Annotated in this window: 23 protein-coding genes and 1 tRNA gene; 12 read left to right on the top strand and 12 right to left on the bottom strand. The window is 44.3% G+C overall.

The annotated features are described in order from the left end of the window. Positions 1–155 precede the first annotated feature (155 nt). A complete protein-coding gene (locus KUG37_RS02500; protein WP_004279404.1) occupies positions 156–770 on the top strand; it encodes a carbonic anhydrase in 615 nt (204 codons plus the stop codon). Positions 771–813: 43 nt separating this feature from the next. Here KUG37_RS02500 and KUG37_RS02505 read toward each other — a convergent pair whose 3' ends face one another. Further along, positions 814–1,443 carry an arylesterase gene (locus tag KUG37_RS02505; protein ID WP_216934024.1) on the bottom strand — a complete coding sequence of 210 codons (630 nt, stop codon included), beginning with the start codon at positions 1,441–1,443 and terminating at the stop codon, positions 814–816. 11 nt (positions 1,444–1,454) lie between these two features. On the opposite strand from KUG37_RS02505, the gene KUG37_RS02510 reads away from it, so the two are divergent. Both KUG37_RS02510 and KUG37_RS02515 read left to right on the top strand, forming a co-directional pair. After that, a complete protein-coding gene (locus KUG37_RS02510; protein WP_216934027.1) occupies positions 1,455–2,180 on the top strand; it encodes an ABC transporter ATP-binding protein in 726 nt (241 codons plus the stop codon). Between the two features lies 1 nt (position 2,181). Next, positions 2,182–4,674, top strand: a complete 2,493-nt coding sequence (locus KUG37_RS02515; protein WP_216934029.1) for an ABC transporter permease — start codon at positions 2,182–2,184, stop codon at positions 4,672–4,674. 30 nt (positions 4,675–4,704) lie between these two features. On the opposite strand, the gene KUG37_RS02520 is transcribed toward KUG37_RS02515, so the two are convergent. After that, on the bottom strand, positions 4,705–5,523 hold the full coding sequence (locus KUG37_RS02520) for a rhomboid family intramembrane serine protease (protein ID WP_216934031.1): 819 nt from the start codon (positions 5,521–5,523) through the stop codon (positions 4,705–4,707). Positions 5,524–5,600: 77 nt separating this feature from the next. On the opposite strand from KUG37_RS02520, the gene mtgA reads away from it, so the two are divergent. Together mtgA and ppk1 are read left to right on the top strand one after the other, a co-directional pair. Then, positions 5,601–6,275, top strand: a complete 675-nt coding sequence (gene mtgA, locus KUG37_RS02525; protein ID WP_216934032.1) for a monofunctional biosynthetic peptidoglycan transglycosylase — start codon at positions 5,601–5,603, stop codon at positions 6,273–6,275. A gap of 112 nt (positions 6,276–6,387) precedes the next feature. Further along, a complete protein-coding gene (gene ppk1 / locus KUG37_RS02530; RefSeq protein ID WP_216934033.1) occupies positions 6,388–8,469 on the top strand; it encodes a polyphosphate kinase 1 in 2,082 nt (693 codons plus the stop codon). Positions 8,470–8,785: 316 nt separating this feature from the next. Here ppk1 and oxyR read toward each other — a convergent pair whose 3' ends face one another. The 4 genes from oxyR to rubA form a co-directional block, all read right to left on the bottom strand. Continuing rightward, positions 8,786–9,694, bottom strand: a complete 909-nt coding sequence (oxyR, locus tag KUG37_RS02535; RefSeq protein WP_216934034.1) for a LysR family transcriptional regulator OxyR — start codon at positions 9,692–9,694, stop codon at positions 8,786–8,788. A 13-nt stretch (positions 9,695–9,707) separates the two neighbouring features. Continuing rightward, complete coding sequence (gene estB, locus KUG37_RS02540; protein ID WP_216934035.1) at positions 9,708–10,646, bottom strand: esterase EstB; 939 nt, start codon at positions 10,644–10,646, stop codon at positions 9,708–9,710. A gap of 57 nt (positions 10,647–10,703) precedes the next feature. Further along, a complete protein-coding gene (gene rubB, locus KUG37_RS02545; RefSeq protein WP_216934108.1) occupies positions 10,704–11,882 on the bottom strand; it encodes a rubredoxin reductase RubB in 1,179 nt (392 codons plus the stop codon). A gap of 91 nt (positions 11,883–11,973) precedes the next feature. Continuing rightward, positions 11,974–12,138: a rubredoxin RubA gene (gene rubA / locus KUG37_RS02550; protein WP_004279415.1), complete on the bottom strand. Its 165-nt coding sequence runs from the start codon at positions 12,136–12,138 to the stop codon at positions 11,974–11,976. 472 nt (positions 12,139–12,610) lie between these two features. Between rubA and KUG37_RS02555 the strand changes: the two genes are divergently transcribed. After that, positions 12,611–13,153 carry an adenine phosphoribosyltransferase gene (locus KUG37_RS02555; protein WP_216934036.1) on the top strand — a complete coding sequence of 181 codons (543 nt, stop codon included), beginning with the start codon at positions 12,611–12,613 and terminating at the stop codon, positions 13,151–13,153. A gap of 41 nt (positions 13,154–13,194) precedes the next feature. Here KUG37_RS02555 and KUG37_RS02560 read toward each other — a convergent pair whose 3' ends face one another. Beyond that, positions 13,195–13,689 (bottom strand): YqiA/YcfP family alpha/beta fold hydrolase, encoded by a 495-nt coding sequence (locus tag KUG37_RS02560; protein ID WP_216934037.1) that lies wholly within the window; start codon positions 13,687–13,689, stop codon positions 13,195–13,197. A gap of 382 nt (positions 13,690–14,071) precedes the next feature. Between KUG37_RS02560 and lysS the strand changes: the two genes are divergently transcribed. After that, the gene (lysS, locus tag KUG37_RS02565) at positions 14,072–15,601 is read left to right on the top strand and encodes a lysine--tRNA ligase (RefSeq protein ID WP_216934038.1); all 1,530 of its coding nucleotides are present in this window, start codon (positions 14,072–14,074) and stop codon (positions 15,599–15,601) included. Between the two features lie 351 nt (positions 15,602–15,952). On the opposite strand, the gene trpS is transcribed toward lysS, so the two are convergent. Next, on the bottom strand, positions 15,953–16,966 hold the full coding sequence (trpS, locus tag KUG37_RS02570) for a tryptophan--tRNA ligase (RefSeq protein ID WP_216934040.1): 1,014 nt from the start codon (positions 16,964–16,966) through the stop codon (positions 15,953–15,955). Positions 16,967–17,155: 189 nt separating this feature from the next. Here trpS and KUG37_RS02575 point away from each other — a divergent pair, with 189 nt between their 5' ends. Both KUG37_RS02575 and KUG37_RS02580 read left to right on the top strand, forming a co-directional pair. Beyond that, a complete protein-coding gene (locus KUG37_RS02575; protein WP_216934043.1) occupies positions 17,156–18,082 on the top strand; it encodes a DUF808 domain-containing protein in 927 nt (308 codons plus the stop codon). A 48-nt stretch (positions 18,083–18,130) separates the two neighbouring features. Beyond that, positions 18,131–19,036 carry a neutral zinc metallopeptidase gene (locus KUG37_RS02580; RefSeq protein ID WP_216934045.1) on the top strand — a complete coding sequence of 302 codons (906 nt, stop codon included), beginning with the start codon at positions 18,131–18,133 and terminating at the stop codon, positions 19,034–19,036. Between the two features lie 37 nt (positions 19,037–19,073). Here the strand turns inward: KUG37_RS02580 and KUG37_RS02585 are convergent, their stop codons facing one another. Beyond that, a complete protein-coding gene (locus tag KUG37_RS02585; protein ID WP_216934047.1) occupies positions 19,074–19,628 on the bottom strand; it encodes a hypothetical protein in 555 nt (184 codons plus the stop codon). Positions 19,629–19,843: 215 nt separating this feature from the next. Between KUG37_RS02585 and KUG37_RS02590 the strand changes: the two genes are divergently transcribed. Then, complete coding sequence (locus KUG37_RS02590; RefSeq protein WP_216934049.1) at positions 19,844–21,343, top strand: sodium:proton antiporter; 1,500 nt, start codon at positions 19,844–19,846, stop codon at positions 21,341–21,343. A gap of 153 nt (positions 21,344–21,496) precedes the next feature. Next, positions 21,497–21,844: an MGMT family protein gene (locus KUG37_RS02595; protein WP_254202577.1), complete on the top strand. Its 348-nt coding sequence runs from the start codon at positions 21,497–21,499 to the stop codon at positions 21,842–21,844. Positions 21,845–21,881: 37 nt separating this feature from the next. On the opposite strand, the gene KUG37_RS02600 is transcribed toward KUG37_RS02595, so the two are convergent. Next, on the bottom strand, positions 21,882–22,322 hold the full coding sequence (locus tag KUG37_RS02600) for a universal stress protein (protein WP_216934052.1): 441 nt from the start codon (positions 22,320–22,322) through the stop codon (positions 21,882–21,884). A 240-nt stretch (positions 22,323–22,562) separates the two neighbouring features. Then, a complete protein-coding gene (locus tag KUG37_RS02605; protein WP_216934054.1) occupies positions 22,563–22,967 on the bottom strand; it encodes a hypothetical protein in 405 nt (134 codons plus the stop codon). Between the two features lie 175 nt (positions 22,968–23,142). On the opposite strand from KUG37_RS02605, the gene KUG37_RS02610 reads away from it, so the two are divergent. Next, positions 23,143–23,219, top strand: a tRNA-Met gene (locus KUG37_RS02610). Between the two features lie 217 nt (positions 23,220–23,436). Here KUG37_RS02610 and KUG37_RS02615 read toward each other — a convergent pair. Continuing rightward, positions 23,437–25,062: an NAD+ synthase gene (locus KUG37_RS02615; RefSeq protein ID WP_216934056.1), complete on the bottom strand. Its 1,626-nt coding sequence runs from the start codon at positions 25,060–25,062 to the stop codon at positions 23,437–23,439. Between the last annotated feature and the right edge of the window lie 174 nt (positions 25,063–25,236).

Consider the following 25,236-nt stretch of genomic DNA (forward strand, 5'->3'; position numbering starts at 1 on the left):
GAATGACTCAAAACTGTGATGGATTGCACACAAAATCCTTTCTGAAATGGAATTAAATAAATGCTAAAAATTTAATCAGCTAAAATTTTTTGCAAGTGACATTCAAAAAAACTGGCAGTAAGATATTACAACTAAAACATCGGTGATAGAAAAGAATGCTTACAGCTCAAGAAGCTTTAGAACGTCTTAAACAAGGTAACCAGCGTTTTGTAAGCGGCGATACTTCGCATCCAAAACAACTTAGCCACCAACAGCGCGCAGAAATGGCAGAGGATCAGAATCCGTTTGCGATTGTCTTGGGGTGTTCAGATTCGCGCGTTCCAGCCGAAATGGTTTTTGATCAGGGTCTCGGCGATCTTTTCGTAATTCGTGTTGCAGGCAATATTGTTGCACCATCCCAGGTCGGCAGTGTTGAATTTGCCGCGGCACGTTATGACTGCGCGATTGTGGTCGTGTTAGGTCATAGTCACTGTGGCGCGATTAAAGCCACTATTGATACCTTGATGTGTCCGGATTGTCCGCCATCGGCAAACCTGATGTCAATTGTGAACCGCGTACGTCCTTCTGTTGAAACCTTAATGCAAACTGAACTGAAAAATGACTTGGCAAAATTGTCCAAGCATGCGGTACGTTCAAACGTATTTGCTTCGGTAAATCAGTTGCGTCATGGCTCAGCAGTCTTGGAAAACCTGATTGCACAAGGCAAATTAAAAGTGGTGGGCGCTGAATACTCACTGGAAACTGGTGAAGTATTGTTCTTCGATTTCTAAGCACGATTCATCTAAATACATTCTAAAATAATTTAAAGGCGCTTTATAAAGCGCCTTTAATATATGGATAAGCATTATTTAACAGGATCGTCTGCGCTTTGGCATTGGGATGAATCAGATCCTTTTGCATCAGGGTTTTATTACCGGCTACACCTTGCATAAAGAACGGTAACAATTTCACCTTATATTGCTGGCTCACTACTTTATAATTATTTTCAAAGGCCTTGCTATACGCCTGTCCGTAATTAGGCGGCATCTTCATGCCAAATACGATGACCTTGGCCTTGGCTTTCTGGCTCTGTTGAATCAGGCTGGCTAAATTTTTTTGAATCATTTGCGGCGGCTGTCCGCGTAAGCCATCATTGCCACCTAATTCAATTACCACAAGGTCTGGGCGATGCGTCTGTAGCAGTTTCGGCAGTCTGGCCAGCGCCCCACTGGTGGTTTCACCACTGACACTTGCATTGACCACTTTATGCTGTTTCGGATACTGTTGGTCTAAACGCTTTTGTAATAAATGTACCCAGCCTTGCTGGGGTTGAATACCATAACCTGCACTTAAACTATCACCTAAAATCATGATCGTCTTTGCTGAAACCCCAAGCGGTAACAGGCAAAGGCTGAGCAAAAACAAGTAAGGCCATAGCCAAGTTTTCTGATTAAGATCTTTCATATAGGACACGTATGATTCAAAGCAGCCACGATTCGACCATCATGCCACAGGCTATTATTTCTGCCCATAAATTGACACAAAAGATACAACTTTCACAAAAACAGCTGACAATTTTTGAGGATCTTGACCTGGAGATTCAGGCCGGAGAGCAGGTGGCGATCACCGGTCGTTCCGGTTCCGGGAAATCCACATTACTGGGTATTCTGGCGACACTGGATCAGGCCAGTTCAGGTCAGCTCATAGTCTGTGGTGAATCGGTATCTAATTTGAATGAAGAACAACGTGCGCTGGTACGGTTGAGAAATATCGGTTTTGTCTTTCAGTTTTTTCAGCTCTTGCCGCACCTGACTGCACTTGAAAATGTGATGCTGCCATTACGCCTGCAACCGGGTTTCAAATATGCGGAAGCCGAGCAAAAGGCCTTGGCACTACTGCATAAAGTCGGTCTGGATCGACAGGCACAGCAAACGCCGAAAGTGCTCTCTGGCGGGGAACAACAGCGTGTGGCGATTGCCCGGGCGCTGGTCAGTGAACCGAAAATTATTTTTGCCGATGAACCCACGGGCAACCTCGACGGCGAAACCGCCAAAGAAATTGAACAATTGCTGTTTCAGCTGAATCGGGAACTGGGGACGACGTTGGTGCTGGTCACACATGACCGCAAACTGGCGCAGCAGTGTCAGCGGCATTTTGAATTGCTGAATGGTCAGTTGATTGAACACCCGAGTGGAGGATGAGATGAACCCGTTATTTCGCCCTTTACTGACTCAAAGCTTTAAAACCACCGGAATTTATCTGCTGATTATTGCCTTAACGCTGGCAATCAGTGCGACAACTGCGCTCAAGTTTAGCAACGAACAGATCCAAAATGCGGTCGCCTTGCAGGCAGCCGAAATGCTGGCCGCTGATCTGGTACTTTCAGACAATGAACCTTTGCCGGAGCAGTGGCGTGATCAGGCCAGGCAGCTGGATTTAAAGCAGTCAGAAGTCACTGTTTTCAGCAGCATGGCCCATACCGATGAACAGTTTGTCATGGTCAATGTCAAAGCGATTGACCAGGCTTTTCCCTTGCGTGGCGAACTGCAGGTGCAACCGGCAAAAAGCTCGATTCAATCCGGTGAAATCTGGCTCAGTCCACGGGCCATGGACCTGCTCAAAGTCAAACTGGGAGATCAGCTCAATATTGCCGATGCGGCATTTAAAGTTACTGCCAAGATAAAACAGGACTCCAATCAGGAGCTTGGATTTTCCGGATTTTCACCCACCGTCATTATTTCCCAGGCAGATGTCGCACGAACCAATGCCATTCAGGTGGGGAGCCGGATTGAATATCGCTTACTCATGGCTGGTTTTCCAGACAATACTCAAGAATATGAAACCTTGTTTAAACAGCAGGTCAAGTCAGCAAACGGCTCGGCTGAAACGTCAGCAGACGTACAAGGGCAGGAGTTTGAGGAGCAAAGCAGTCTCAAGTTACGTAATGCCAGTGAAGGCAATACCCGCTTAATGAAGCCGATTGCCAATCTGGACACTTTCCTGCAACTGGCGAATATTCTGACCATTCTATTATGCGGAATTGCTATAGCCTTAACCGCGCAGCGTTATGTACAGCAGAATCAGGATCATATTGCCTTGATGCGCTGTATTGGTGCGACCAAACAGCAAATTCTGTCCGCTTATCTGGCCTTGCTGGGCATGGTGCTACTGATTGCCATGCTGATTGGTACCGTGGTCGGGATTGGTCTGGGTTATGGCCTGTTACAGTTGATGTTGCAGCTGATTCCGAATTTGCAGATTGAATTTTCTGCCATTGCGATGTTGCTTGGACCATTGCCGGTAGCCATGCTGACCAGTGCGGTTGTGCTCCTCGGTTTTGTGATGCCGAGCTTATTGCAACTGCTGAATACACCGCCGATTCGGGTGATCCGCCAACAGGAAAAATCAGTGCAATCCATGCTGTGGATGCTGCTGACCGGAACGCTGAGCCTGATCATCTTTAGCGTGATTTTAACCGAAAATCTGCAGCTGACCGCCTGGGTGATAGGCGCAATTATTGTGTTATGTGCGGTGCTGTATCTGACGGTATGGGTGTTATTGAAACTGCTGCGAAATCTGAAGCTGAATCTGTCAGCCTATGTCAGAACACCCTCTCAGACGGCCTTACAAATTACCGCTCTGGCCTTAGGTTTGAGCCTGATTACGGTCTTAGCTGTATTGCGAACAGATCTGCTGGATCGTTGGCAGCAGCAGTTACCCGAAGGCACACCGAACCAGTTTGTGTATGGTTTACCGCCGTTTGATATGCCAGCTCTAAAAGCCCAACTTGAACAGAATGGCTGGAAAAGCACGCCGCTGTATCCGAATGTCCGCGGACGTCTGGTTGCTAAAAATGATCAGCCTTTTACCGATGAGCTGATTAAAAGCAGCAATACCTTAAAACGCGAGCTGAACCTGACCCAGTCAGACAGCTATCCACAAGATAACGTAATTGTCAGTGGTGACGCGGATTTGAAGCAGGTTGGAACCGTATCGGTCGAAGCCAATACTGCGCAAGAGTTAGGCATCAAGATTGGAGATAAGCTCAGTTTCAGTCTGCCCGAAGGCATATTAGAAGCTAAAGTGGTGAATTTAAGAACCGTCGAGTGGGAGAGTTTTAGCCCGAACTTCTTCTTTATCTTTGCCCCGAATACCATGGATGCCAATGCCGGCAGTTATCTGGGCAGTTTTTATGTACCGGAGAAAGATAAGGGCAAACTGGTGCCTGTGATCCAGCAATTTTCCAATACGGTCTTTATTGATGTCAGCCTGATTCTGGAAGAGATTAAACGCATTGTGAATGTACTGGTGCAGATCGTGACGATTCTGGCGATATTGGTCAGTGTTTCCGGTTTTCTGGTGCTCATGGCCTGTTTGAACCTGCTCATGGATGAACGCAAACGTGAAGTGGCTTTGCTACGGTCATTTGGCAGTTCCAAGCAGAAACTGAAAACCATGATGAGTCTGGAAGTTGGTTTTATCGGGCTTTTCGCCGGAATTGTTTCCTGTCTGTTTGCCGAGGTGATTAGCGCAGTTGCGAGTTATAAAATGGATTTAATGATTCAGCCGCATTGGGAAATCTGGATCATCCTGCCGATCTTCATGACGGTGTTATGTGCGCTGATTGGCCGTTATCGTCTCAGTTATCTGTCGGACATTCCGCCTTTGCAAAGCTTGCGTGAGATGAATCAATAAAATTCATCTCTGGCGTAGACATGCTGAAATTTACAGCTGTAATTGTTGCTGCATCAAATTCAGGATGTCTTGCCAAAGCGGACGAATTGCTTCGATTAAGGTCAAGTTGTATTGATAAAGCATCAGGCAGAGACCGAAACCAATCAGCAGGGCAATCAGATTGAACAGGCGGCTACGCTGCATTTTTTGTCCGATGTACCATAACAAAGTAAGAAGAACTCCCATCAGCATGCCGCCAATATGTGCGGCATTGTTGATTCCGCTGATCATAAAGCCCAGCGCCAGGTTCAGCGCCATTACCATCACCAGGGTCTTTTTATCCAGAATAAACCGTTGTTGTGGCAGTATCGGCAATAAGGCCAATACCGTGAGTGAAGCTCCGAGTCCCATCACGGCACCAGAGGCCCCGGCACTGACCGCAGGCAATAAAGCTGGATTGGCCACACCACCTTCAATCAGGCGATAGCTGTCCTGAATATTCATATAGCCACTGAGCAGACTGCCCATTAAACCGGCACACACATACAGGCCAATAAAATACATCCGGCCAAAAAGCTGCTCGGCGACACTACCAAAAATATACAAGGCCCACATATTCAACATGAGGTGAATCAGGCCAAAATGAAAAAACATGCTGCTAAACAAGCGCATGGGTTCCGCTAAATAGGTTAAAGGTGCATAATCTGCACCCCAGAGAATAGCATCCCGGGTACTCGGTTGAGTAACATCCATGCCATGCATGGCCTGCCAGCCAAATAATCCAACATTGACCGCGATTAAAATGGCGGTGATCCACCAAAGATGCATTTCAAGTTTGCGATGTACAACAGGCGGAGAGTATTCAGACATGCTATTTTTTTGCTGCGATTGTATATTTCGAATAAGCTTAACACGAAAAATTAAATTTTCAGGAGTAACGCACTGACATGAAAGCCTTTCTGATCCGCACGATGTTAATTATCGTCAGTGTGATTCTGCTGGTTCAATTGTGGATTTTTGCCAGTCTGGCCTGGTGGCGAACCCATCCGGTAAATACCACCATGATGATGCGGATCGATTACTGGTCAAAACCTTCCAAACCGATTCAGCATCAGTGGCGGCCTTATGATGAGATCAGCCTGAATCTGAAACGTGCCATTGTCACTGCAGAAGATGGAAAATTTATTCATCACCATGGTTTTGACTGGGACGGAATTCAAAATGCACTGAATAAAAATCGAGATCAAGGCAGAGTGGTCGCAGGTGGCTCTACCATTTCCCAGCAACTGGCAAAAAACCTGTTCCTCGTTAATAAACGCTCATTTGTACGTAAAGGTCAGGAGGCAGTTGCTACCTGGATGATGGAGCGTATGTGGTCAAAACAGCGGATTCTGGAAGTCTATTTAAACTCGATCGAGTTCGGGGACAATATCTATGGGGTAGAGGCAGCGGCCAAACATTATTTTGGTAAAACCGCGCAAAGCCTGACCCAGGATCAGGCCATCTTTCTGGCCGCCATTCTTACCAATCCAAAATATTTTCAGGATCATCGTAATTCTTCTGCTTTAAATGCCCGTAAGCGGATGATTCAGCGTTATATGCGTTATGCGGAATTACCTTAAGATATTTATTTAAAGAGAAAGCCCAATTATTTGGGCTTTTTTTATGAAATTGTCATAAAATTGAAGCATACTTGGAACGATAAGCACAATTTTAAATCCACGTAGGTTTGATATGAATACGGCAGCCGGCACCACTTCAGTACAGCCCGAATATACATATAATGATCGCTATATTAATCGTGAACTGTCTATCCTAGACTTCCATTTACGCGTTCTGGAACAGGCTGTCGATCCTTTACATCCATTGCTTGAACGCATGAATTTCCTGCTGATTTTCTCGCGTAACCTGGATGAATTTTTTGAAATTCGTGTCGCAGGTATTTTAGAGCAGCTTGATCTGGGTAATGAAAGCCGCAGCCCGGATGGCCTTACACCCAAGCAGGTCATGGAACAGATTTCTAAAACTGCGCATGCCGCGATTGAGCATCAGTACCGTATTTTAAATGAAGAAATTTTACCAAAGCTACGCGAGGAAGATATTTGCTTCTTGCGCCGTGGTGAGCTGACTCCGGCACAATCGGCCTGGGTCAAAAAATATTTTCAGGAACAGGTCGCGCCTGTCCTCACACCAATCAGTCTGGACCCGGCGCATCCATTCCCGCGGCTGGTGAATAAATCACTGAACTTTATTGTGACGCTGGAAGGTAAAGATGCCTTTGGTCGTCAGATTGATCTGGCCGTAGTACCTGCACCGCGGTCACTACCACGCGTGGTACGTTTGCCCGATGAACTGACCGATGGAAAAGAACATCATGTGATGCTGTCTGCCATTATCCATGAGCATGTTTCTGATCTGTTTCCGGGTATGACGGCGACCGGCTGTTATCAGTTCCGTGTTACCCGAAATGCTGATTTGGCTCTGAATGAAGATGTTGAAGATCTGGCCAAGGCACTCAAAGGTGAACTCAGTTCACGCCGTTTTGGCCGCGCCGTACGTTTGGAAGTGACGGAGAACTGCCCTCAGCATATTTATGAATATCTGCTGAATGAATTTGATCTGGATGAGGATCAGCTTTATAAAGTTGCCGGTCCGGTGAATCTGGCCCGCTTACTGTCTAACTTTAAACGTCCGCATTTACGTTATGATTCGCATACCCCGGTCATTCCCAAAGTACTGAAAAAATCTGAAAATATTTTCAGTGCCATGCAAAAGCAGGATATTTTGCTGCATCATCCGTTTGAATCTTTTGCGCCGGTGATTTCACTGTTACGTGAAGCTGCACGCGATCCACAAGTACTGGCGATCAAACAGACCTTATACCGCAGTGGTCCAGATTCTGAGATTGTGCAGGTACTGGCTGAAGCTGCTCGTAATGGCAAAGAAGTCACTGCGGTCATTGAATTGCGTGCGCGTTTCGATGAAGAATCTAATATTGAAGTGGCCAATGTCCTGCAAGAAGCCGGTGCAGTGGTGGTCTATGGCATTGTGGGCTATAAAACCCATGCCAAAATGATTCTGGTGGTTCGTCGTGAAAACAATAAGTTGGTACGTTATGTGCATTTAGGAACCGGCAATTATCATGCCGGCAATGCACGGATCTATACCGATTATGGTCTGCTCACCACTGCCAAAGAGCTCTGTGAAGATGTGCATCGTATTTTCCAGGAACTGACCGGTATGGGGAAAATGGCCAAGCTGAAAAAGCTGCTGCATGCGCCGTTTACCTTGCATACCCAGTTGCTGAACTATATCGATAATGAAATTGCCTATGCCCAGGCAGGTAAGCCTGCGCATATCATAGTCAAAGTCAATGCACTGACCGAAATGCAATTGATTAATAAACTTTATGAAGCCTCTCAGGCCGGGGTACAGATTGACCTGATTATTCGTTCGATCTGCAGTTTGCGTCCAGGATTATCGGGTCTGTCTGAAAATATTCGGGTGCGTTCAATTGTCGGACGTTTCCTGGAACATACCCGTGTGTATTATTTCAGCAATAATGGCAATTCACGTATTTACTGTTCAAGTGCCGACTGGATGGATCGCAACCTGTTTAACCGGGTCGAAGTCTGTTTCCCGATAGAAGATGAAGCCTTGAAAAAACGTATCTATCAGCAAGGTCTGTTTAATTACCTGAAAGATAACCAGCAAGCCTGGTTATTGCAAGGTGATGGAACCTGGGTGCGAGCAAAGCCGCAAGAAGGTGAAAAACCGCATAATGCTCAACGTGTTTTGCTAGAACTGTTTAAATAAGTCTAAGCGTTTCCAGAGGCTGAGTATTCAGCCTCTTTTTTATTTCAAAAATAGAATATAACTGTTCAAGCTAGGGATGATCAGCTGGCTTTCTGCTATAGATCTGTTTGTGGATCAAGCCAGCTAAAATGCATATCCTAAAGAATGGTGATCTAACTGAAATGAGCTTATATTCATTTCGGGCTGCTTATATTTCCTCTCAGAATATTTTCAATAATATTCAGTTTGAGGTTTTACCCGTTTTATTCTGGCCAGTACATTAAATTTAAGATATAAAAAAGGAGCAACCAGTGTGCTCCTTTTTATCATGTTGAGATCAAGCAGCGTTGTGTTGGGTGATTTTCTGGAAAATCTGTAACAACACATCAAACTCGCTTTGTAGCGGGGTACTTTTACGGGTCACCAATGCCAGGGTGCGACTTGGGGCGGAATCGATCGCTTTTACCTGAATCTCAGGATTGGCTTTCACCATATTGGTATGGATCGCAATTTCAGGCAACAAGGTAAAGCCAAGATTGGCTGAAACCATTTCGAGTAAAGTCGGCAGTGAACTGGCTTTTAAGCGATGATCATTTTTACGCTCACCAATCGGGCAGGCGCTCAAGGCATGATCACGCAAGCAATGACCTTCTTCAAGTAACATCAGGCGAGACAGATCCAGATCTTCCAGAGAATGGGCTTGTGCCGCATGCTGATCAGATTTTTGATAAACCAGATACAGATTCTCTTTGGCAATCTCAGCGACTTTCAGACCACGGGTATCGAAAGGCAATGCGAGGGCCACCATATCCAGGTTGCCGTGTTCCAGCTTTTCTACAATCTTTTCACTTTGTGCTTCGTGCAGATGCAAATGGATTTTTGGTAACTGCTTATGCACTTCGTCCAGTAGCTGGGATAATAGGAAAGGAGCAATCGTTGGAATGATCCCGAGATGCAAATCACCGGTTAAGGGTTCACTCATCTCACGACTTAAGCGCATTAGGTCCTGAGCATCGGCCAGTAGAACACGTGCGCGTGCAACCACTTGTTCACCAAGAGGCGTTAAACGAACATTCTGGCGGTCGCGTTCAACAAGTACGCCACCGAGTAAACGCTCCAGTTCCATAATGCCGCCAGACAAGGTTGACTGGGTGACAAACGAACGGCGAGCAGCTTCTGTAAAATGTAGCGTCTCTGACAGTGTTACGAGGTATGACAGCTGTCTTAAAGATGGTAATGCAGCCATAGTGTCCTAATGTTTATGATTTAAAATGATCAGCAAATAATTCGCTAAGATATGGAATAAAATGCGGTGGGATATCATGCCCCATTCCATCAATTAATTCAAATTTAGCCCCTGAAATTGCTTTCGCAACGGCCTTGCCATGGCTAGGAGGCAGCAATCGATCTCGAGAACCATGGACCACCAGGGTTTCTTGTTTGATTTGCTTGTCCAGTTGCAGCAATGAGCCTGTACATAATATTGCTAAAAACTGTTGAAGTACACCAGCAGGATAGTAACTTCGCTTATATAATTTACGTGCGGTCTGCACTGCTTCCAGATGATTGACATAACCTGGCGAGCCGATGATCTTAAACAGTTTCAAACTATGATCGATAACGCCATCTTCATCTGTTGAAGCCGGTTTGTCAATCAAACTAAAAAGCTGCTTGGGAAAGGGCGGCGGTAATAGCCGCTGGTTATTACTGGTAAATAGTAAACCCAGTTTTTTGACCTTGTCCGGATAGCGGGCTGCCAGAATCTGGGCAATCATACCGCCCATTGAGGCACCCAGCACATAGACCTGCCCCAGCTGCATTTTTTCAATCAGCAGACTGACATCTTCAGCCATATCATACAGATCATAAGGTGCACCCTGATTGCCCAGACCCAGCACAAAACGGCTCATCATTTTCAGGGTATTCAGGCGTGGACCTTTGTGATGGATTTTTGAAGACAGGCCAATATCACGATTATCAAAACGTACAATATGATAACCTTTATCAATCAGTGATTTACAGAAGAAATCAGGCCAGTACAGCATTTGTCCACCCAGACCCATAATCAGCAAAATGGTGGGGTGTTCCGGATTGCCGCCAACCTCGACATGTAGCTGGATCCCATTACCAAGATCGACCTTAGTTTCATGCATGAACGGGGTATAAGGGGAAAGATGAAGCTGTTCTGGGCTGTACATGGTCGCTGTCCTAATAAAAGGATATTTTGTTTAAAAAATATCCTTGCTATTAAACCTCTAAACTGCCGCAGGAATCAAGTCAGGAACCTGCTTGGTCAAGGCCAGACGCTGTTTGGCAGCAGTGGCGCCCAAAAGCACGAAACCGCGTAAGGTTCCGTTGGTATCAATCGCTTTAGCCAGCATGCCATCGTCAAAATCTTCAGTTTCCCAGCTGACATCAACATCGACCGGTGCAGGCAAAACTGTTAAGGGTGCAGCAGGCGTTTTGACTGCCACTGGCATAGCCGGATAATGCACAGCAGTATGTTCACCATTTAAGGTTTTTGCCAGCGCGCGCGCTTGTTGCATGATCGGCATGACATAAGGCAGCAAGATTCCATTGACCTCAGCACAGTCACCTACGGCATAAATATCGGCCTGACTGGTTTCCAGTTGTGCAGTGGTCAAAACTCCACGACTGGTATGGATGTCTGCCTGTTTCGCCAAAGAAATATTCGGCTGTAGACCTACGGCAGATAACACCACATCGGCGACCAAAGACTGACCGTTGGCCAGCGTGACCAGATAATCACCATTGTCAGCGCGAGAGACTTTTTCGACCGTAGTGCCCAAGACAAAGTGAATGCCGGTTTCTTCAAGATTCTTCTGGAATGCCGTGGCAACATGTTCTGGTAATAAACGGCCAAGCGGCTGAGGCGCCAGATCAATGACTGTGACCTGATGATCGGTATTTTGCAGGTCGTTGGCAAATTCACAGCCAATCAGGCCCGCGCCTAAAATCACCACACGTTTGTCTTTGCGTGCTGCCAGGTTGTTACGGAAAGCTTTATAGTCATTCAGGTTGTTGACTACATGGATTTCATCGCTGGCATCTCCAGCAATGGCCAGACGTACCGGATTGGCACCGACCGCTAACACCAGTTTACTATAATATTGCGTGCTTTCCTGACCCTCTTTTTCAAGAATCAGCTGATGATCTTCCGGATGAATGGCTTTGACCCAAGTATGCTGTTCAATCTGCATATTCAACTGCGCTGACATTTTTGCCGCATCGCCCAGCGCAATCTGTTCAGGCGCTTTCTTACCGGCTAAAGCATTGGAGAGGGTCGGTTTGGCATAATTGATGGCGTCATCAGCACAAATCATCAGCAGTTCATGTTCTGGATTGAGCTTGCGAAATTCACGTGCTACGGCATAACCCGCCATACCTGAACCAATAATGACGATAGGATGCATAGTTGTTTCCATATGGTAGAGCTCCATGCTGTATAAATGATAGAGAGGCATAAAAAAAGACCATATGGATATGGCCTTTAACTGGGCGTGATTAGACTTCGATCATTTCGAAATCGACTTTAGACACACCACAATCCGGACAGGTCCAGTCGTCTGGAATATCTTCCCACTTGGTTCCCGCCACGATTCCGTCTTGAGGCCAACCTTCCGCCTCGTCATAAATCCATCCACATACGATGCATTGAAACTTTCTCATGTAACTCTCCAAAACTGAGCAACTGTAGGCGTCAGCTTAAAATCCACAAAATGGCAAGACTCTAAAAGAATATGACTTTTTAACAGTGAACATATTTGGCTAAATTTTTACGCAGTTCTATTCAGAAAGTAAAGTGAATAAAAGCTTAATCAGCGAAATTAGCAGCAGAATAGCCCTCAAATTCCTGCTTTATCTGAAATTCCCTCTAATCAGCTTTGCTATTGCCAACAGTTGACGATGACAAAAAATCGCGTTTACCTTGGGTGATAGACCAAAGTCGTGCAGCAAAAACTCACATTTTTAGGTAATTTAGAATCAGTAAACTCTGGATTAAATATTTTTAAAATAAATCAATCCAATAAAATCAACAAGTTATAATTAGATATTGGGTTTTTATTATACAGCTTGGCTTGTCCATGCTACTGAAATAGGTTTAATATTCTTATATTCCTTTTCTTTTTTAAGATCTCCCATGAGCAATTTGTCTACTTCTTTGTGGTCTCACATTCGTACGGTCCAAGATTTTCCAAAACCAGGAATTTGCTTCTATGATTTGACCCCGCTTTTCATGAGCAATATTGGTCCGCTGACTGATGCTTTGATTGCCAGCATTCCTGCTGAAAAACTGGCAGAAGTAGAAAGCTTTGTTGCGGTTGAAGCGCGTGGTTTTGTGTTGGCGAGCCTGTTAGCACAACGCACAGGCAAAGGCTTATTATTGGTACGTAAAGCAGGCAAATTACCGCCTCCAGTCGTTGGCGTGGGTTATAGCCTGGAATATGGTCTGGATCGTTTAGAAATGTCTGCGGAAGTTCAGTCCCAGAAAGTGATTATTGTTGATGATGTTCTGGCAACCGGTGGAACGCTCAAAGCAGTCCATGAACTCGCTCAAAAATGTCAGCATGAAGTGCTGGGTGCAAGTATCTTCCTGGATCTTCCTGACCTGCATGCGGGATTAGGCCTGGATATCTGGTCCGTTTTGGACGATAAATCTCAGCCTGAAGCGGCAGTTGCTTAAGTCATAAATTAATAAAAAAGCCCCTGAAGTGAGAGGCTTTTTTATTGTCTGATGAAATGATGTTCAATTTTCTGGATCAGCGTATTGATCTGTTCAGGATACTCCAGGCGATGATGGCCGCCATCCACCGCCTGGATTTGCATATAGTCTTCGAGCAGCGACTGAATCGCATGCATATCCAGAATTTCATCGCCAAGCTCGAGATAGGCAAACTGCGGAATATCATGCTGTAAATCGCCATGACAAATAGCCGGATAGTCATCTCGGAAGTTGGGCTGCAAAATGGGATTGGCCACCACACAGGGAATTTGATAAGCCTGTGACATTTTCAGTGCCCAATAACCACCAAGACTGTGGCCGACCAGAATATCCGGTTTGATGGTTTCAACCATCTCATGATAAAATTCGGCGACCGAACTATAACTCAGATTTCGGTAATCGACATCGATACAGTATTTATGTACCACATCAATGGCGTGGAACTTGGTGGATTCTCTGGAGGAATCTAAGCCATGTAAAAACAAAATCTTAGACATAGTGTATTACTCATTTTTATGGGACATGCCATATTGGTTATTTGTTGATTGGCACATCATCTTCAATCTGAGCATCATTGTAGAACGTCTAGGTGCGCAAGGCATTTAGCTATTGGTCTAAGCCCGGGGTCTGCAGCTGTATCATTTTGTTTAAATCTGCGGAGGTTTAGACTTTCATCGAAGAGAGCTGAAGCGAAGCTGCCAAAACCTGTGACAAACGAATCTCCAGCCTAAATACGCAGGCCAAACTTGATCATGCAAACCTTGGAATAGTGGATTTTTCCTAAGAAAAGCGGGTTCCGGCGAGTCTTTACGCTACGATTCGGAAAGGATTTCTGCTATTCTATGCAACTTCATTTTAACTAATCTTATCGAGGCAGAGATGACGCAAACTAACGCTCAATCGACTTCTGAACCCATCATTTCTGAAAACGATTTAATTGCACAGCGTCATGCCAAGTTAAAGCAAATCGAAGCTCAGGCAAAAGAAACAGGTAAGAGCCCATGGCCGAATACCTTTAAGCGTGAGCATTATGCCCAAGATTTACAAGACCAGTTCGCTGATAAATCTAAAGAAGAAATTGAAGCAGGCGAAAAGGTCTACGTCAAAGTTGCCGGTCGTGTGATGTTGAACCGCGGTTCATTTATCGTGATCCAGGACATGACAGGTCGTATCCAGCTTTATGTGGCGCGTAAAGAACTTACTGCAGATGTACTGGCCACTATTAAAGGTCTGGATCTTGGCGACATTATTGCAGTTGAAGGTTATATCGGTCGTTCAGGTAAAGGCGATCTGTATGTACATATCGAACATTTTGAATTACTGACCAAGTCACTGCGTCCACTGCCAGACAAGTTCCATGGTCTGAACGATACGGAAGTGAAGTATCGTAAACGTTACCTAGATCTGATCGTTAACGAAGAAACGCGTAAAACTTTTGAAATTCGTGCCAAAGTTGTGGCGGGTATTCGTGCCTTCCTGACTGAAAAGCGCTATATGGAAGTTGAAACGCCAATGATGCATGTGATTCCAGGCGGTGCATCGGCACGTCCTTTCGAAACACATCACAATGCACTGGATATGTCATTGTTCTTGCGTATTGCGCCAGAACTTTACTTAAAACGTTTGGTGGTTGGCGGTTTTGAACGTGTGTTTGAAATTAACCGTAACTTCCGTAACGAAGGTGTTTCTACGCGTCATAACCCTGAATTCACCATGATCGAATTCTACCAGGCTTATGCAGATTACAAAGATTTGATGGAATTGACCGAGCAAATGCTGGAGCGTCTGGCAATTGATATCTTGGGTACGACTGACGTGCCTTATGGCGATGAAGTATATAGCTTCAAAGGGCCATTCAAGAAGATTTCAATGTTCGATGCGATTCTGGAAAATAACCCACAATTTACTCCTGAAAATGTCAATGACCGTGAGTTCCTGGCAAAATTTCTTCAGGAAGAATTAAAAGAGCAAGTGAAGCCAGGTTTTGGTCTGGGCAAACTGCAAACGATGGTATTTGAAGAAACCGTAGAAACTAAATTGCGTCAACCAACGTTCATTACCGAGTATCCAGCGGAAACTTCTCCATTGGCACGCCGTAATGATCACAATCCACACATTACCGACCGTTTTGAATTCTTCATCGGTGGTCGTGAATTGGCAAATGGCTTCTCGGAGTTAAATGATCCAATCGACCAGGCAGAGCGTTTCCAGGCACAGGTTGCTGAAAAAGATGCCGGTGATGATGAAGCGATGCATTACGATGCAGACTTTGTAGAAGCGCTGGAATATGGCTTACCGCCAACAGCAGGTGAAGGTATCGGTATTGACCGTCTGGTGATGATCTTTGCCAATGCAGCAAGTATCCGTGATGTAATCCTGTTCCCGCATATGCGTCATAAAAATGCTTAAGTGCTGAAGACAAAAAACCCGCTCTGGCGGGTTTTTTTATACTTGAAATAAAATATACTCAAAAATTAAAGACAAAAAAAACGCAATGATTGGGGTTGTCATTGCGTAGAAAAAGGAATGTTTTTTCAAACTACTTCAAAATTAACTGTGGAGAGAGTTAAATCTGATTCCTTACTGAATATGGTTATAATAGGACGCATTCTCATATGACTCATCAGTATTCATGTTAATACATGTTAAATAAGGTTAAAACTATGAAGATTATGTGGGGGTATTTGCATCATTTATGCGCATTCTAGTTTAAATAAAAAAAGCCCTTCATCAGAAGGGCTTTTAAGGGCAATTTTATATTTAAAAATGGAATACGCCGAGACCAGATTTAACTTCATCCAGTGTCGCTTGGGTAATATCGCGACATTTATCGGTACCAGTTTTCAGAATGTCCATGATGTAATCCGGATCTTTCGCCAGTTCAATACGACGCTCACGGATTGGACCGATCAATTCTTTGAGAATACCTTCCAGACGTTTTTTCACCGTACCATCGCCCAAACCACCACGACGATAATGAGCTTTGAGTTCTTCGAGTTCTTCTTTGTTTGGATCAAAGGCATCAAGATAGGTGAATACTACATTGCCTTCAACCTGACCCGGGTCTTCAATGCGCAGGTGGTTTGGATCGGTATACATGGCATTGACAGCTTTCTTGATATCTTTATCTGTCGCATCCAGCACAATGGTATTGCCCAAAGATTTCGACATTTTCGCTTTACCATCAAAACCCGGTAAACGGCCGACATTGGACAGAAGAGCCTTACATTCTGGTAACAGGTCATGACCGATTTGACGGTTCAGACGACGCACGATTTCATTGGTCTGTTCGATCATTGGAATCTGATCTTCGCCTACAGGAACAACAGTGGCCTTAAATGCCGTAATGTCGGCAGCTTGAGCCACCGGGTAGCACAAGAAACCGGCAGGAATATCACGCTCAAAACCACGCATCTGGATTTCAGATTTGATGGTTGGGTTACGCTCAAGACGTGAAACAGTCACGAAATTGAGGTACAGCATGGTCAGTTCGTTTAAGGCAGGTAAACATGACTGAACACAAATGGTGGTTTTGCTTGGATCAATACCGACAGCCAGATAATCCGTTGCCACTTCAATAATATTGCGACGTACTTTTTCAAAGTTATCGGCATTATCGGTGAGTGCCTGAGCATCAGCGAGTAACAAGTGTTGATGGTGAGAATCTTGCAGACCTACACGAGAGCGTAATGAACCCACAAAGTGGCCGAGGTGGAGTTGTCCGGTAGGACGGTCGCCCGTCAAGATCACTGGACGATTATCTTGATTACTCATTATCTATTCCAAAGGGTAGTCAGTACTACAGCTGTATTTTAACGAATGGCAACATTGTACGGTATTCTGTTTTTGATTGTCAGCCAGAAAAAAAGCTGTATTAAAAAAATCTTATTAATTAAACAAGTGAATACAATATTTTTAAGAATTTTGATTAAAATAAACTGAATTACGAAAAGGATAATATGTATGGCGAGCAGTTTATTACTATTATTAGATGATATTGCTACGGTCCTCGATGATGTTGCTGTCATGAGCAAAATGGCAGCCAAAAAAACTGCAGGGGTACTCGGTGATGATCTGGCGTTAAATGCTCAGCAAGTCAGTGGGGTTCGCGCAGATCGTGAATTGCCTGTGGTGTGGAAAGTCGCAAAAGGCTCTTTTGTTAATAAATTGGTTCTGGTACCACTGGCATTGTTCATCAGTTTTATTGCGGCCTGGCTGATTAATCCTTTATTGGTGCTGGGGGGCTTATTCCTGTGCTATGAAGGTGTAGAGAAGATTGTTCACAGTTTTCATACGCCTAAAGCCAAAGATGCAGAACAGGCACAACAACAATTGATTCAAACAGAAACCGATCTGATTCAGTACGAAAATGATAAGGTTAAAGGCGCAATCCGTACCGATTTTATTCTTTCAGCAGAAATCATTGTCATTACTTTGGGAACCGTCGCAGCTGCGTCGATGTTGACCAAAGTGAGTGTACTGAGTCTGATCGCCGTGGTCATGACGATTGGCGTCTATGGTTTTGTGGCACTGATTGTTAAACTGGATGATATTGGCTTACATTTAACTGAGCAGCAGTCGGATATTAAACAGACGCTGGGGCGTGGCTTATTGGCATTTGCACCGATTTTGATGAAAATTCTTTCTATCGTTGGAACTGCTGCGATGTTCTTGGTAGGTGGCGGTATTATTAACCATGCCATTCCAGTGATTCACCACTTTACTGAAGACAGTGTGGCATTTGTACAGGATATTCCAAGTATCGGAAATATCGTAGGTGCATTGACCCCGAGCTTGATTAATTTAGCAGTGGGTATTTTGGCGGGCTTACTGGTCTTGCTGGTGATTGGCTTAATTAAAAAAATCTGGCCAAAATCAGCTAAAGCTTAAAGTGTCAAAATATCTGGATATTGAGCAGATTAAAAGAAGGGAAAGGCTATGCGTTGGAAAGGTCGTCGTGTCAGTAGTAATGTAGAAGACCGTCGCGGTGGTGGTGCCAAAGCTGGCGGAATCAGTATTGTCGGGTTGATTGTGGCCTTTGTGGCCTGGAAATTTTTCGGTGTCGATCCACAGCAAGCCTATCAAACCACCAAACAGGTCACTCAGGGCGTATCAGGTGCAGCAGAAACACGTGGCCTGGAAAATCCTACCCCAGAACAGCAAGAATCGATTGAGTTTGTCGGAACCGTATTGGCAGATACTGAAGATACCTGGAATCAGGTGTTTCAGCAGCAGTTAAATCAGCAGTATGTTCCTCCGAAACTGGTCTTGTTCAATGGCATCGTAAATTCGGGTTGTGGTACGGCTCAGGCGGCGATGGGCCCTTTCTACTGTCCGGCAGACCAGAAAGTATATATCGATACCGCGTTCTTTAAGGATATGCGCACTCAGATGGGCATTAGCGGAGAACAGAATGCCACCGAACTTTCCCGTAATGATCAGGCTGGGGACTTTGCGCTGGCCTACGTGGTGGCTCATGAAGTAGGTCATCATATCCAGACAATTTTAGGGATTTCCTCTCAAGTGCAACAGGCACGACAGCAGGCAAGTGAAGTACAGAGTAACCAGCTTTCAGTACGTCAGGAATTGCAGGCAGACTGTCTGGCCGGAGTCTGGGCCTACCATAATCATCAGCGGACCCAGTTTCTGGAACAGGGTGATGTGCAGGAAGCCATGGACACCGCACATAAAATCGGTGATGACTATTTACAGAAACGTGCTCGCGGACAGGTGGTACCGGACAGCTTTACCCATGGCAGCAGCGCACAGCGGGTACACTGGTTTAATACTGGCTTGAAATCTGGTCAGGTTTCGAATTGCGATACTTTTAACCAAAATATTTAACTTGTTTCCATATAAAAAAGGAGTGGATGCTCCTTTTTTATTTATGCAGAAAACGCCGGAAATTTCTTAATATCTTGATACTGACAAATAACGCAGCCAAAGCAAACAGGGCAATGGCAAAGACGGTATATTTGAGATTGCTGATGTCATTTTGATAAAACTGCTGAATATCAGGTTTGGTATATTCGAGAGCAGTTATTTTGCCGGTCCGGCTGTCTCTGAACTGAATTTTTTCAATATAAAACAGGTTTCCCGCTTTAATTAAGTCAACGCTCTGGATTTGACGGGCATGTGATTGATTGTCGTCATCACTACATAAAGCGCTGTAATGCTCACAATTAATTTTGGCCACATAACCATTTCCTGCAATCAGAATAAAAATGGCATTGTCCGGTCGCTGGTTATTAGATACCAAAACATACTGTTCGCCAGTGGTGCTTTTCAGGGGAATGCTGGTTGCCTGCTGATAATGCTGTTCTGCCTGCAGAATTTCCTGAATTTTAGTGAAGCAGGTAAAACATAAGGCCAACGTGATCAGAAAAATCACGCTCGCAAAACAGAGGCGAAAAATGGTTTTGACAGTTTGATGCATGGGAGAAAAATTCAAAATAGAAAGATGGGAAAACAAAAGCCAAGTGCTGATCTGTATGTTAAATCATCATTTGAAAATACTGAAAAGAAACTTAACTCAATTCGATAAAAAGAGGATTAAACTTGTTTTGCCAGCATGTCTTGCTATTCAAATCTCTATTTTGATAATGCCGCTCGGCGCATATTGTTCCATCTCGCCAGACTTTAGGAAACCGAATGGGAAATTTCTTTTTTCTTCAGCTACTCACGGTGGTCTTTGCACTTTCCATTGCCACCACCATGTTTAATAAGCGTGTTTTAGGTTTTCCGCAAGCGATCGGTGTCCCGATTGTTTCGGCCATCTTTGTTTTTATTTTGCAGTGGGGCGCCAGTTTATTGCATGGCAATCCATTCTTCAATATTAACATTGAGAATATCGAGCAGGCTGTTCGTCACGTAGATTTTTATGATTTTCTGATCAATGGCGTGATCTGCTTTATTCTGACCTCATCCGCGCTGAAATTTAAGGTCTCAGATTTGCGTAACCACTGGCGGCCAATCAGTATTCTGGCGGGCCTGGCTTTAGTGTTCTGTGCGGTGTTCTTTGGCGTGGTGCTGTACGGTTATCAATTCCTGATTGGCAAGCATGTCGACCTGCTGGTTTTGCTGCTGCTCGGTGCCGCCTTGGGCGCTACAGATCCGATCGGCATTAAAAGTGTATTGAGTTCAGTTCGCGCACCGCATCATCTGATTGTTAAGCTGGAAGGCGAATCACTATTTAATGATGCGATGTGTATTGCCTTATTTATGACCTTGCTCAATGTTCTGCAAGGTGAAAACTTTACGGTATTGTCAGTACTGCAAACCCTGCTTTATGAGATTGTGGTGGCGGTGCTGATTGGGCTTGGATTTGGATTTGCGATCTTGCGGATCTTGCGCGGCAAACATGAAATGGAATCGCTGATCCTGACCACAGCCTTGCTGGCTTGTGGTTCATATCTGGTGGCACTGCTGGCACATGCTTCAGCGCCTATTGCCTGTGTGATTGGCGGATTGATTGTCGGTAATAAATGGAAAGAAATCCTGGCTGATGCCGAAATTGGTGACGTCAATCATTTCTGGCATACGGTTGAAGGGATTATCAATTCATTCCTGTTTACCCTGATTGGTCTGGAATTATTTATTCTGGATTTGAGCACCAGTCTGGTTCTGGGCGGAATGGTGGCCTTTGTCATTCTGCATTTGGCCCGTTTTGCAGCTAACTATCTGGCCTTTGCGATGTTTCCAAAAGTCAGCAAGAAAAGCTACAACGGCAGTTTAACCATCCTGTCTTGGGGCGGGGTACGGGGCGGGATTTCCCTGGCACTCATTTTAGCTGTAGCCAATGTTCCTCAGCTGGAAGCCTATAGCAGTATTCTGGTGGGCTATACTTTTATTGTGGTGCTATTGTCTGGTGTGGTGTGTGGCTTGGGGCTGCCTGCGGTCATGAATGCTTTTTACTATAACCCCAATGAAGAAACTGAGGGGTTTAAAGGCTGGTATCAACGCATGTGCCACAAGCTGAACCGTAAGGGTTTTCAGTATATTGTCGGTGAAGATACCAAAGGAAATGAGACCATCACTATTTTTCAGCCAGAGATTCTGATTGATCAGAAAGATGCAGATGGTGTGGCTACGGTGCATCATCCAGACAAGGTTCAAGAGGTAAAACGACTGGAAAATCCGGATAATTTCTAAAGATAAAATACAGAAAATAACGGGCTATTGAATTATTTTGCATACCAAGATGAGATGGCTTGAATTAGTGTTTAATCAGGCCTGATCATTTTCCTATAGTGGTTAATGGGGAGATTAGGGCGTGATGTTTGATTTAAATGAGCTATTGAGCAGATGAATATCAGCAAGACAAATTTAGCCAGTCAGGAAATGGCAGAAATGATTTTGGTCGTAGTCAATCAGATCCCGTATGCCAAAGTTGCCACTTATGGACAGATTGCCAGACTGGCAGGTTTGCCCAAACATGCGCGATTGGTCGGGCGGCTATTAAGTCATTTAAATACGGATACTGATATTCCCTGGTATCGGGTGATCAATGCTCAGGCGAAAATCAGCCTGAAGCAACTGGATGAAAATGGCCAGAATATCCAGCAGCAAAAACTCCTGCAGGAAGGAATTTTTCTTAGAGGGGATCGCGTGGATTTAAAACGCTATCAATGGGATGGCTTGGTCGAGATATAAAAACCCCACTTGGCAAAAAGTGGGGGTTACAAATAATTTACTTGCGAATAACCATCACTGGAATATCAGCCTGGCTTAGAATGCTTTGTGCTACGCTGCCAAGGAACAGTTTTTTGAAGCCAGTGCGGCCATGGGAGCCAATTACAATCAGGTCAGAATTTAAATCTTTTGCTGCCTTGATAATCTCGCTATAAATCACCTGACCCTCAAGCAGCTGTGTATCCACTTCAATACCGGCATCAGAGAATTTTGCTTTGGCTTCATCCAGGGTTTTTAAAATTGAAGTGCGAGCACGTTCAATCAGGTCATTGGTTTGTGCCGCAGAGATATATTCTGCAGCGATATAAGGGTCCAGTGCCAGCACCTGTACCACTGTTACTTTGCTGTTAAATGCTTTGGCAATTTCTACTGCTTTATCTACTGCAGCATAAGATGTTTCTGAACCGTCAATGGGTACTAAAATATGTTCAAAAGGCATTAGAATTCTCCTGAGGGGAATTAAGAGTTATAAAAGTATGACGCGTTAAACCGGGTACGAATAGTTGTTTATACTTTGATCATAGCCTGTATTGTATAAAAATAAAACCAAGTAAATACATAGGTATAATGTCTAATAGATGAAAGAATGAAGTGCCTGTTTAAAGCTATTTAACTCGGTGATTTATTTAGATTAAGTTGATCATTTATATAAATTTAATCGGCTAGATCACCGTAAAGGTCACTCACATTGAATGGAGGTCGGGTCTAATTTTATTTGAGGTGACAGCTGTTGATAACGATTTAAAACAGTTTGGGTTTCAGTCCCATAAATTCGCTGTTGCAGTTGCTGGATTTTGTGTTCTGTAACATGCAAACGCGCACAATGTAATGCAATCTGATTTTCTCGGGTGACCGCCAGCCGTTTAGTCTGATCATACTCCAGATAGCGTTCTATTTTCTGCTGGGCTTTGCTGAGTTGTACCAAAGCACGTTTTTGTTGCATGCTCATAAGTTGATGCTGATTAATCCACTGTGCCACATCACGTCTGACGCCATTATAATCTACGAAAATAGGAGAGATGATCTGGCAGGCACTCAGGGTTGAAAGACCAATCACGAGAATAAGTAATTTGATTTTATACATCTGATGAATCCTCGAAGAATTAAATGGTGGTATGAATGTGTGAATTACATACTAAAAAAACTATTTTTGTTTAAAATTTAAAACTTTATTCTTTATTTGCATAAAGACTGAACATTTGTGTTCTAAAATGCTTGACGATACAAGCCGAAATTACGATAATGCGCACACAGTTTACGGCTATGTAGCTCAGTTGGTTAGAGCACCGCACTCATAATGCGGGGGTCACAAGTTCAAGTCTCGTCATAGCCACCATTTTAAAAGACCAAGCTCTCAGCTTGGTCTCTTTTTTTGTCTTTTAAAAAGTACTGCGAACACTAACAAAATAATTGAACAATCTACTAATTTTGCAGTATCCCCCAAACATCAATTTTATTTAATATAGAATATGATCTGTGGTTTTGCTGCCGCATAAAAAAATCGTCCCAGCATGCACTGGAACGATTCTAATTTACATCATTGGGAACAGAATTTAGCTTCCTGCTTTCCAGCCATTAACAATTGGATAACGACGTTCACGGCCATAAGAGCGTGAACTTATACGTGGCCCAATTGCACCTTGGCGGCGCTTGTATTCATTCATATCCACGAGGCGAATCACTTTCTTCACGACTTCAGCATCAAAGCCTTTCGCAATGATATCGTCTTGGCTCATATCTTCTTCAATATAAGAGTACAAGATCGCATCCAGAATGTCATAGGCCGGCAAAGAGTCTTGATCGACCTGATCTGGACGCAATTCTGCTGAAGGCGGGCGAGTAATTACACGTTCTGGAATCACTGGGGTTTCTGAAATACTGTTACGGTATTTCGCCAGTTCAAACACGATGGTTTTATACACGTCTTTCAGAACGGCAAAACCACCGACCATATCGCCATACAGGGTGCAATAACCTACAGCAAGTTCAGATTTATTGCCTGTTGCCAGCACCAGATTACCGAATTTGTTGGACAGAGCCATCAAAATGGTGCCACGCGAACGTGCTTGCAGATTTTCCTCGGTGGCATCTACAGGCGCATTGCCAAAGAATGGGAACAATACCTGCATAAAGCCGCTGACCGCTGGATTGATTTCAGCAATACCGAAGGTGACTCCCATGTTTTTGGCCTGAGCAGCTGCATCTTCGACACTGATTTGTGCGGTATAGGTATAAGGCATCATCACTGCCTGGACTTTATCTGCACCAAGCGCATCCACAGCAATTGCCAGGGTCAGGGCAGAGTCAATACCGCCAGACAGGCCCAGAATTACGCCGGGGAAGCCAGAATGCTGTACATAATCACGTGTTGCCATGACCAGGCTTTGATAGATCTCAGCCATAGTGTCTAAGGCAGGTGCGATGCTGCCTGTGCTGAATTGAAGCTGTTCAGCATCAAACTCGGCAATAGCCAGATTTTCCTGGAAACTCGGTGCCTGTAAAGCGACCTCACCGGATTTGTTTAGCACAAAACTGGTACCGTCAAAGATCAAATCATCCTGGCCACCCACCTGGTTACAGTACACCAGATTGATATTGATCTGTTTGGCCAAGGCTGCCATGGTCTCAATACGATGTTGGGGTTTACCCACTTCATATGGCGATGCATTCAGTACCAAAGCCGTGTCGATATTCAATTTTGCCAGTTGCTGAACGGTCGCTAAAGACCAGACATCTTCACAGATCAGTACGCCAAATTTATGTCCAAGATACTCAAAAACCAGGTGCTGATGACCTTCGCCAAAATAGCGCTTTTCATCAAATACACCATAGTTTGGCAATACTTGCTTGTTATAAATCCCTAGCACTTCGCCATCTTTCATGATAGCAGCCGAGTTATAGCGCTGACCATCTTCAGTTTGATTGACAAAACCAAAGACCATGACAATATCTTTGACTTCAGTCAGTTTTTCAAAAGCCGCTTTGGTGCGTTTCACCAAGCTTGGGCGAATTAGTAAATCTTCAGCAGGGTAGCCTAGCGTTGAAAGCTCGGGGAAGATAATCAGATCCGCTTTATCTTTTTTAGCCTGATTGGCCTGATCAATCATTTTTTGGGTATTTGCATCCAGATTACCCACATGTGGAGAGAATTGAGCAATCGCAATTTTAAAACTTTTCATTCCAATTAAATCCTATGCCTATAGGTTAATACACTAAATTACTGATTTTTATAATTATAAGTATCCAGTTAAGTGCATTTCGGTATTCATAAAATGCCAAATGGCTAAAATAAAAAACTTTTTATCGCATGATTACTAAATCTTAATGTGCGAGGCAAAATAATCATACCGGCT

Source organism: Acinetobacter sp. BY419 (genome assembly GCF_019038395.1).
Classification (GTDB): domain Bacteria; phylum Pseudomonadota; class Gammaproteobacteria; order Pseudomonadales; family Moraxellaceae; genus Acinetobacter.

What these genes read in the sequence shown, in the direction of transcription:
- oxyR (WP_216934034.1), bottom strand. Translation starts at nt 9,694, where the DNA reads ATGGCTGCATTACCATCTTTAAGACAGCTGTCATACCTCGTAACACTG.
- KUG37_RS02560 (WP_216934037.1), bottom strand. Translation starts at nt 13,689, where the DNA reads ATGTCTAAGATTTTGTTTTTACATGGCTTAGATTCCTCCAGAGAATCC.
- KUG37_RS02590 (WP_216934049.1), top strand. Translation starts at nt 19,844, where the DNA reads ATGGGAAATTTCTTTTTTCTTCAGCTACTCACGGTGGTCTTTGCACTT.
- lysS (WP_216934038.1), top strand. Translation starts at nt 14,072, where the DNA reads ATGACGCAAACTAACGCTCAATCGACTTCTGAACCCATCATTTCTGAA.
- KUG37_RS02600 (WP_216934052.1), bottom strand. Translation starts at nt 22,322, where the DNA reads ATGCCTTTTGAACATATTTTAGTACCCATTGACGGTTCAGAAACATCT.
- trpS (WP_216934040.1), bottom strand. Translation starts at nt 16,966, where the DNA reads ATGAGTAATCAAGATAATCGTCCAGTGATCTTGACGGGCGACCGTCCT.
- KUG37_RS02595 (WP_254202577.1), top strand. Translation starts at nt 21,497, where the DNA reads ATGAATATCAGCAAGACAAATTTAGCCAGTCAGGAAATGGCAGAAATG.
- rubA (WP_004279415.1), bottom strand. Translation starts at nt 12,138, where the DNA reads ATGAGAAAGTTTCAATGCATCGTATGTGGATGGATTTATGACGAGGCG.
- KUG37_RS02515 (WP_216934029.1), top strand. Translation starts at nt 2,182, where the DNA reads ATGAACCCGTTATTTCGCCCTTTACTGACTCAAAGCTTTAAAACCACC.
- KUG37_RS02575 (WP_216934043.1), top strand. Translation starts at nt 17,156, where the DNA reads ATGGCGAGCAGTTTATTACTATTATTAGATGATATTGCTACGGTCCTC.
- ppk1 (WP_216934033.1), top strand. Translation starts at nt 6,388, where the DNA reads ATGAATACGGCAGCCGGCACCACTTCAGTACAGCCCGAATATACATAT.
- KUG37_RS02585 (WP_216934047.1), bottom strand. Translation starts at nt 19,628, where the DNA reads ATGCATCAAACTGTCAAAACCATTTTTCGCCTCTGTTTTGCGAGCGTG.
- KUG37_RS02605 (WP_216934054.1), bottom strand. Translation starts at nt 22,967, where the DNA reads ATGTATAAAATCAAATTACTTATTCTCGTGATTGGTCTTTCAACCCTG.
- mtgA (WP_216934032.1), top strand. Translation starts at nt 5,601, where the DNA reads ATGAAAGCCTTTCTGATCCGCACGATGTTAATTATCGTCAGTGTGATT.
- rubB (WP_216934108.1), bottom strand. Translation starts at nt 11,882, where the DNA reads ATGCATCCTATCGTCATTATTGGTTCAGGTATGGCGGGTTATGCCGTA.
- KUG37_RS02520 (WP_216934031.1), bottom strand. Translation starts at nt 5,523, where the DNA reads ATGTCTGAATACTCTCCGCCTGTTGTACATCGCAAACTTGAAATGCAT.
- KUG37_RS02615 (WP_216934056.1), bottom strand. Translation starts at nt 25,062, where the DNA reads ATGAAAAGTTTTAAAATTGCGATTGCTCAATTCTCTCCACATGTGGGT.
- KUG37_RS02510 (WP_216934027.1), top strand. Translation starts at nt 1,455, where the DNA reads ATGATTCAAAGCAGCCACGATTCGACCATCATGCCACAGGCTATTATT.
- KUG37_RS02555 (WP_216934036.1), top strand. Translation starts at nt 12,611, where the DNA reads ATGAGCAATTTGTCTACTTCTTTGTGGTCTCACATTCGTACGGTCCAA.
- KUG37_RS02505 (WP_216934024.1), bottom strand. Translation starts at nt 1,443, where the DNA reads ATGAAAGATCTTAATCAGAAAACTTGGCTATGGCCTTACTTGTTTTTG.
- KUG37_RS02580 (WP_216934045.1), top strand. Translation starts at nt 18,131, where the DNA reads ATGCGTTGGAAAGGTCGTCGTGTCAGTAGTAATGTAGAAGACCGTCGC.
- KUG37_RS02500 (WP_004279404.1), top strand. Translation starts at nt 156, where the DNA reads ATGCTTACAGCTCAAGAAGCTTTAGAACGTCTTAAACAAGGTAACCAG.
- estB (WP_216934035.1), bottom strand. Translation starts at nt 10,646, where the DNA reads ATGTACAGCCCAGAACAGCTTCATCTTTCCCCTTATACCCCGTTCATG.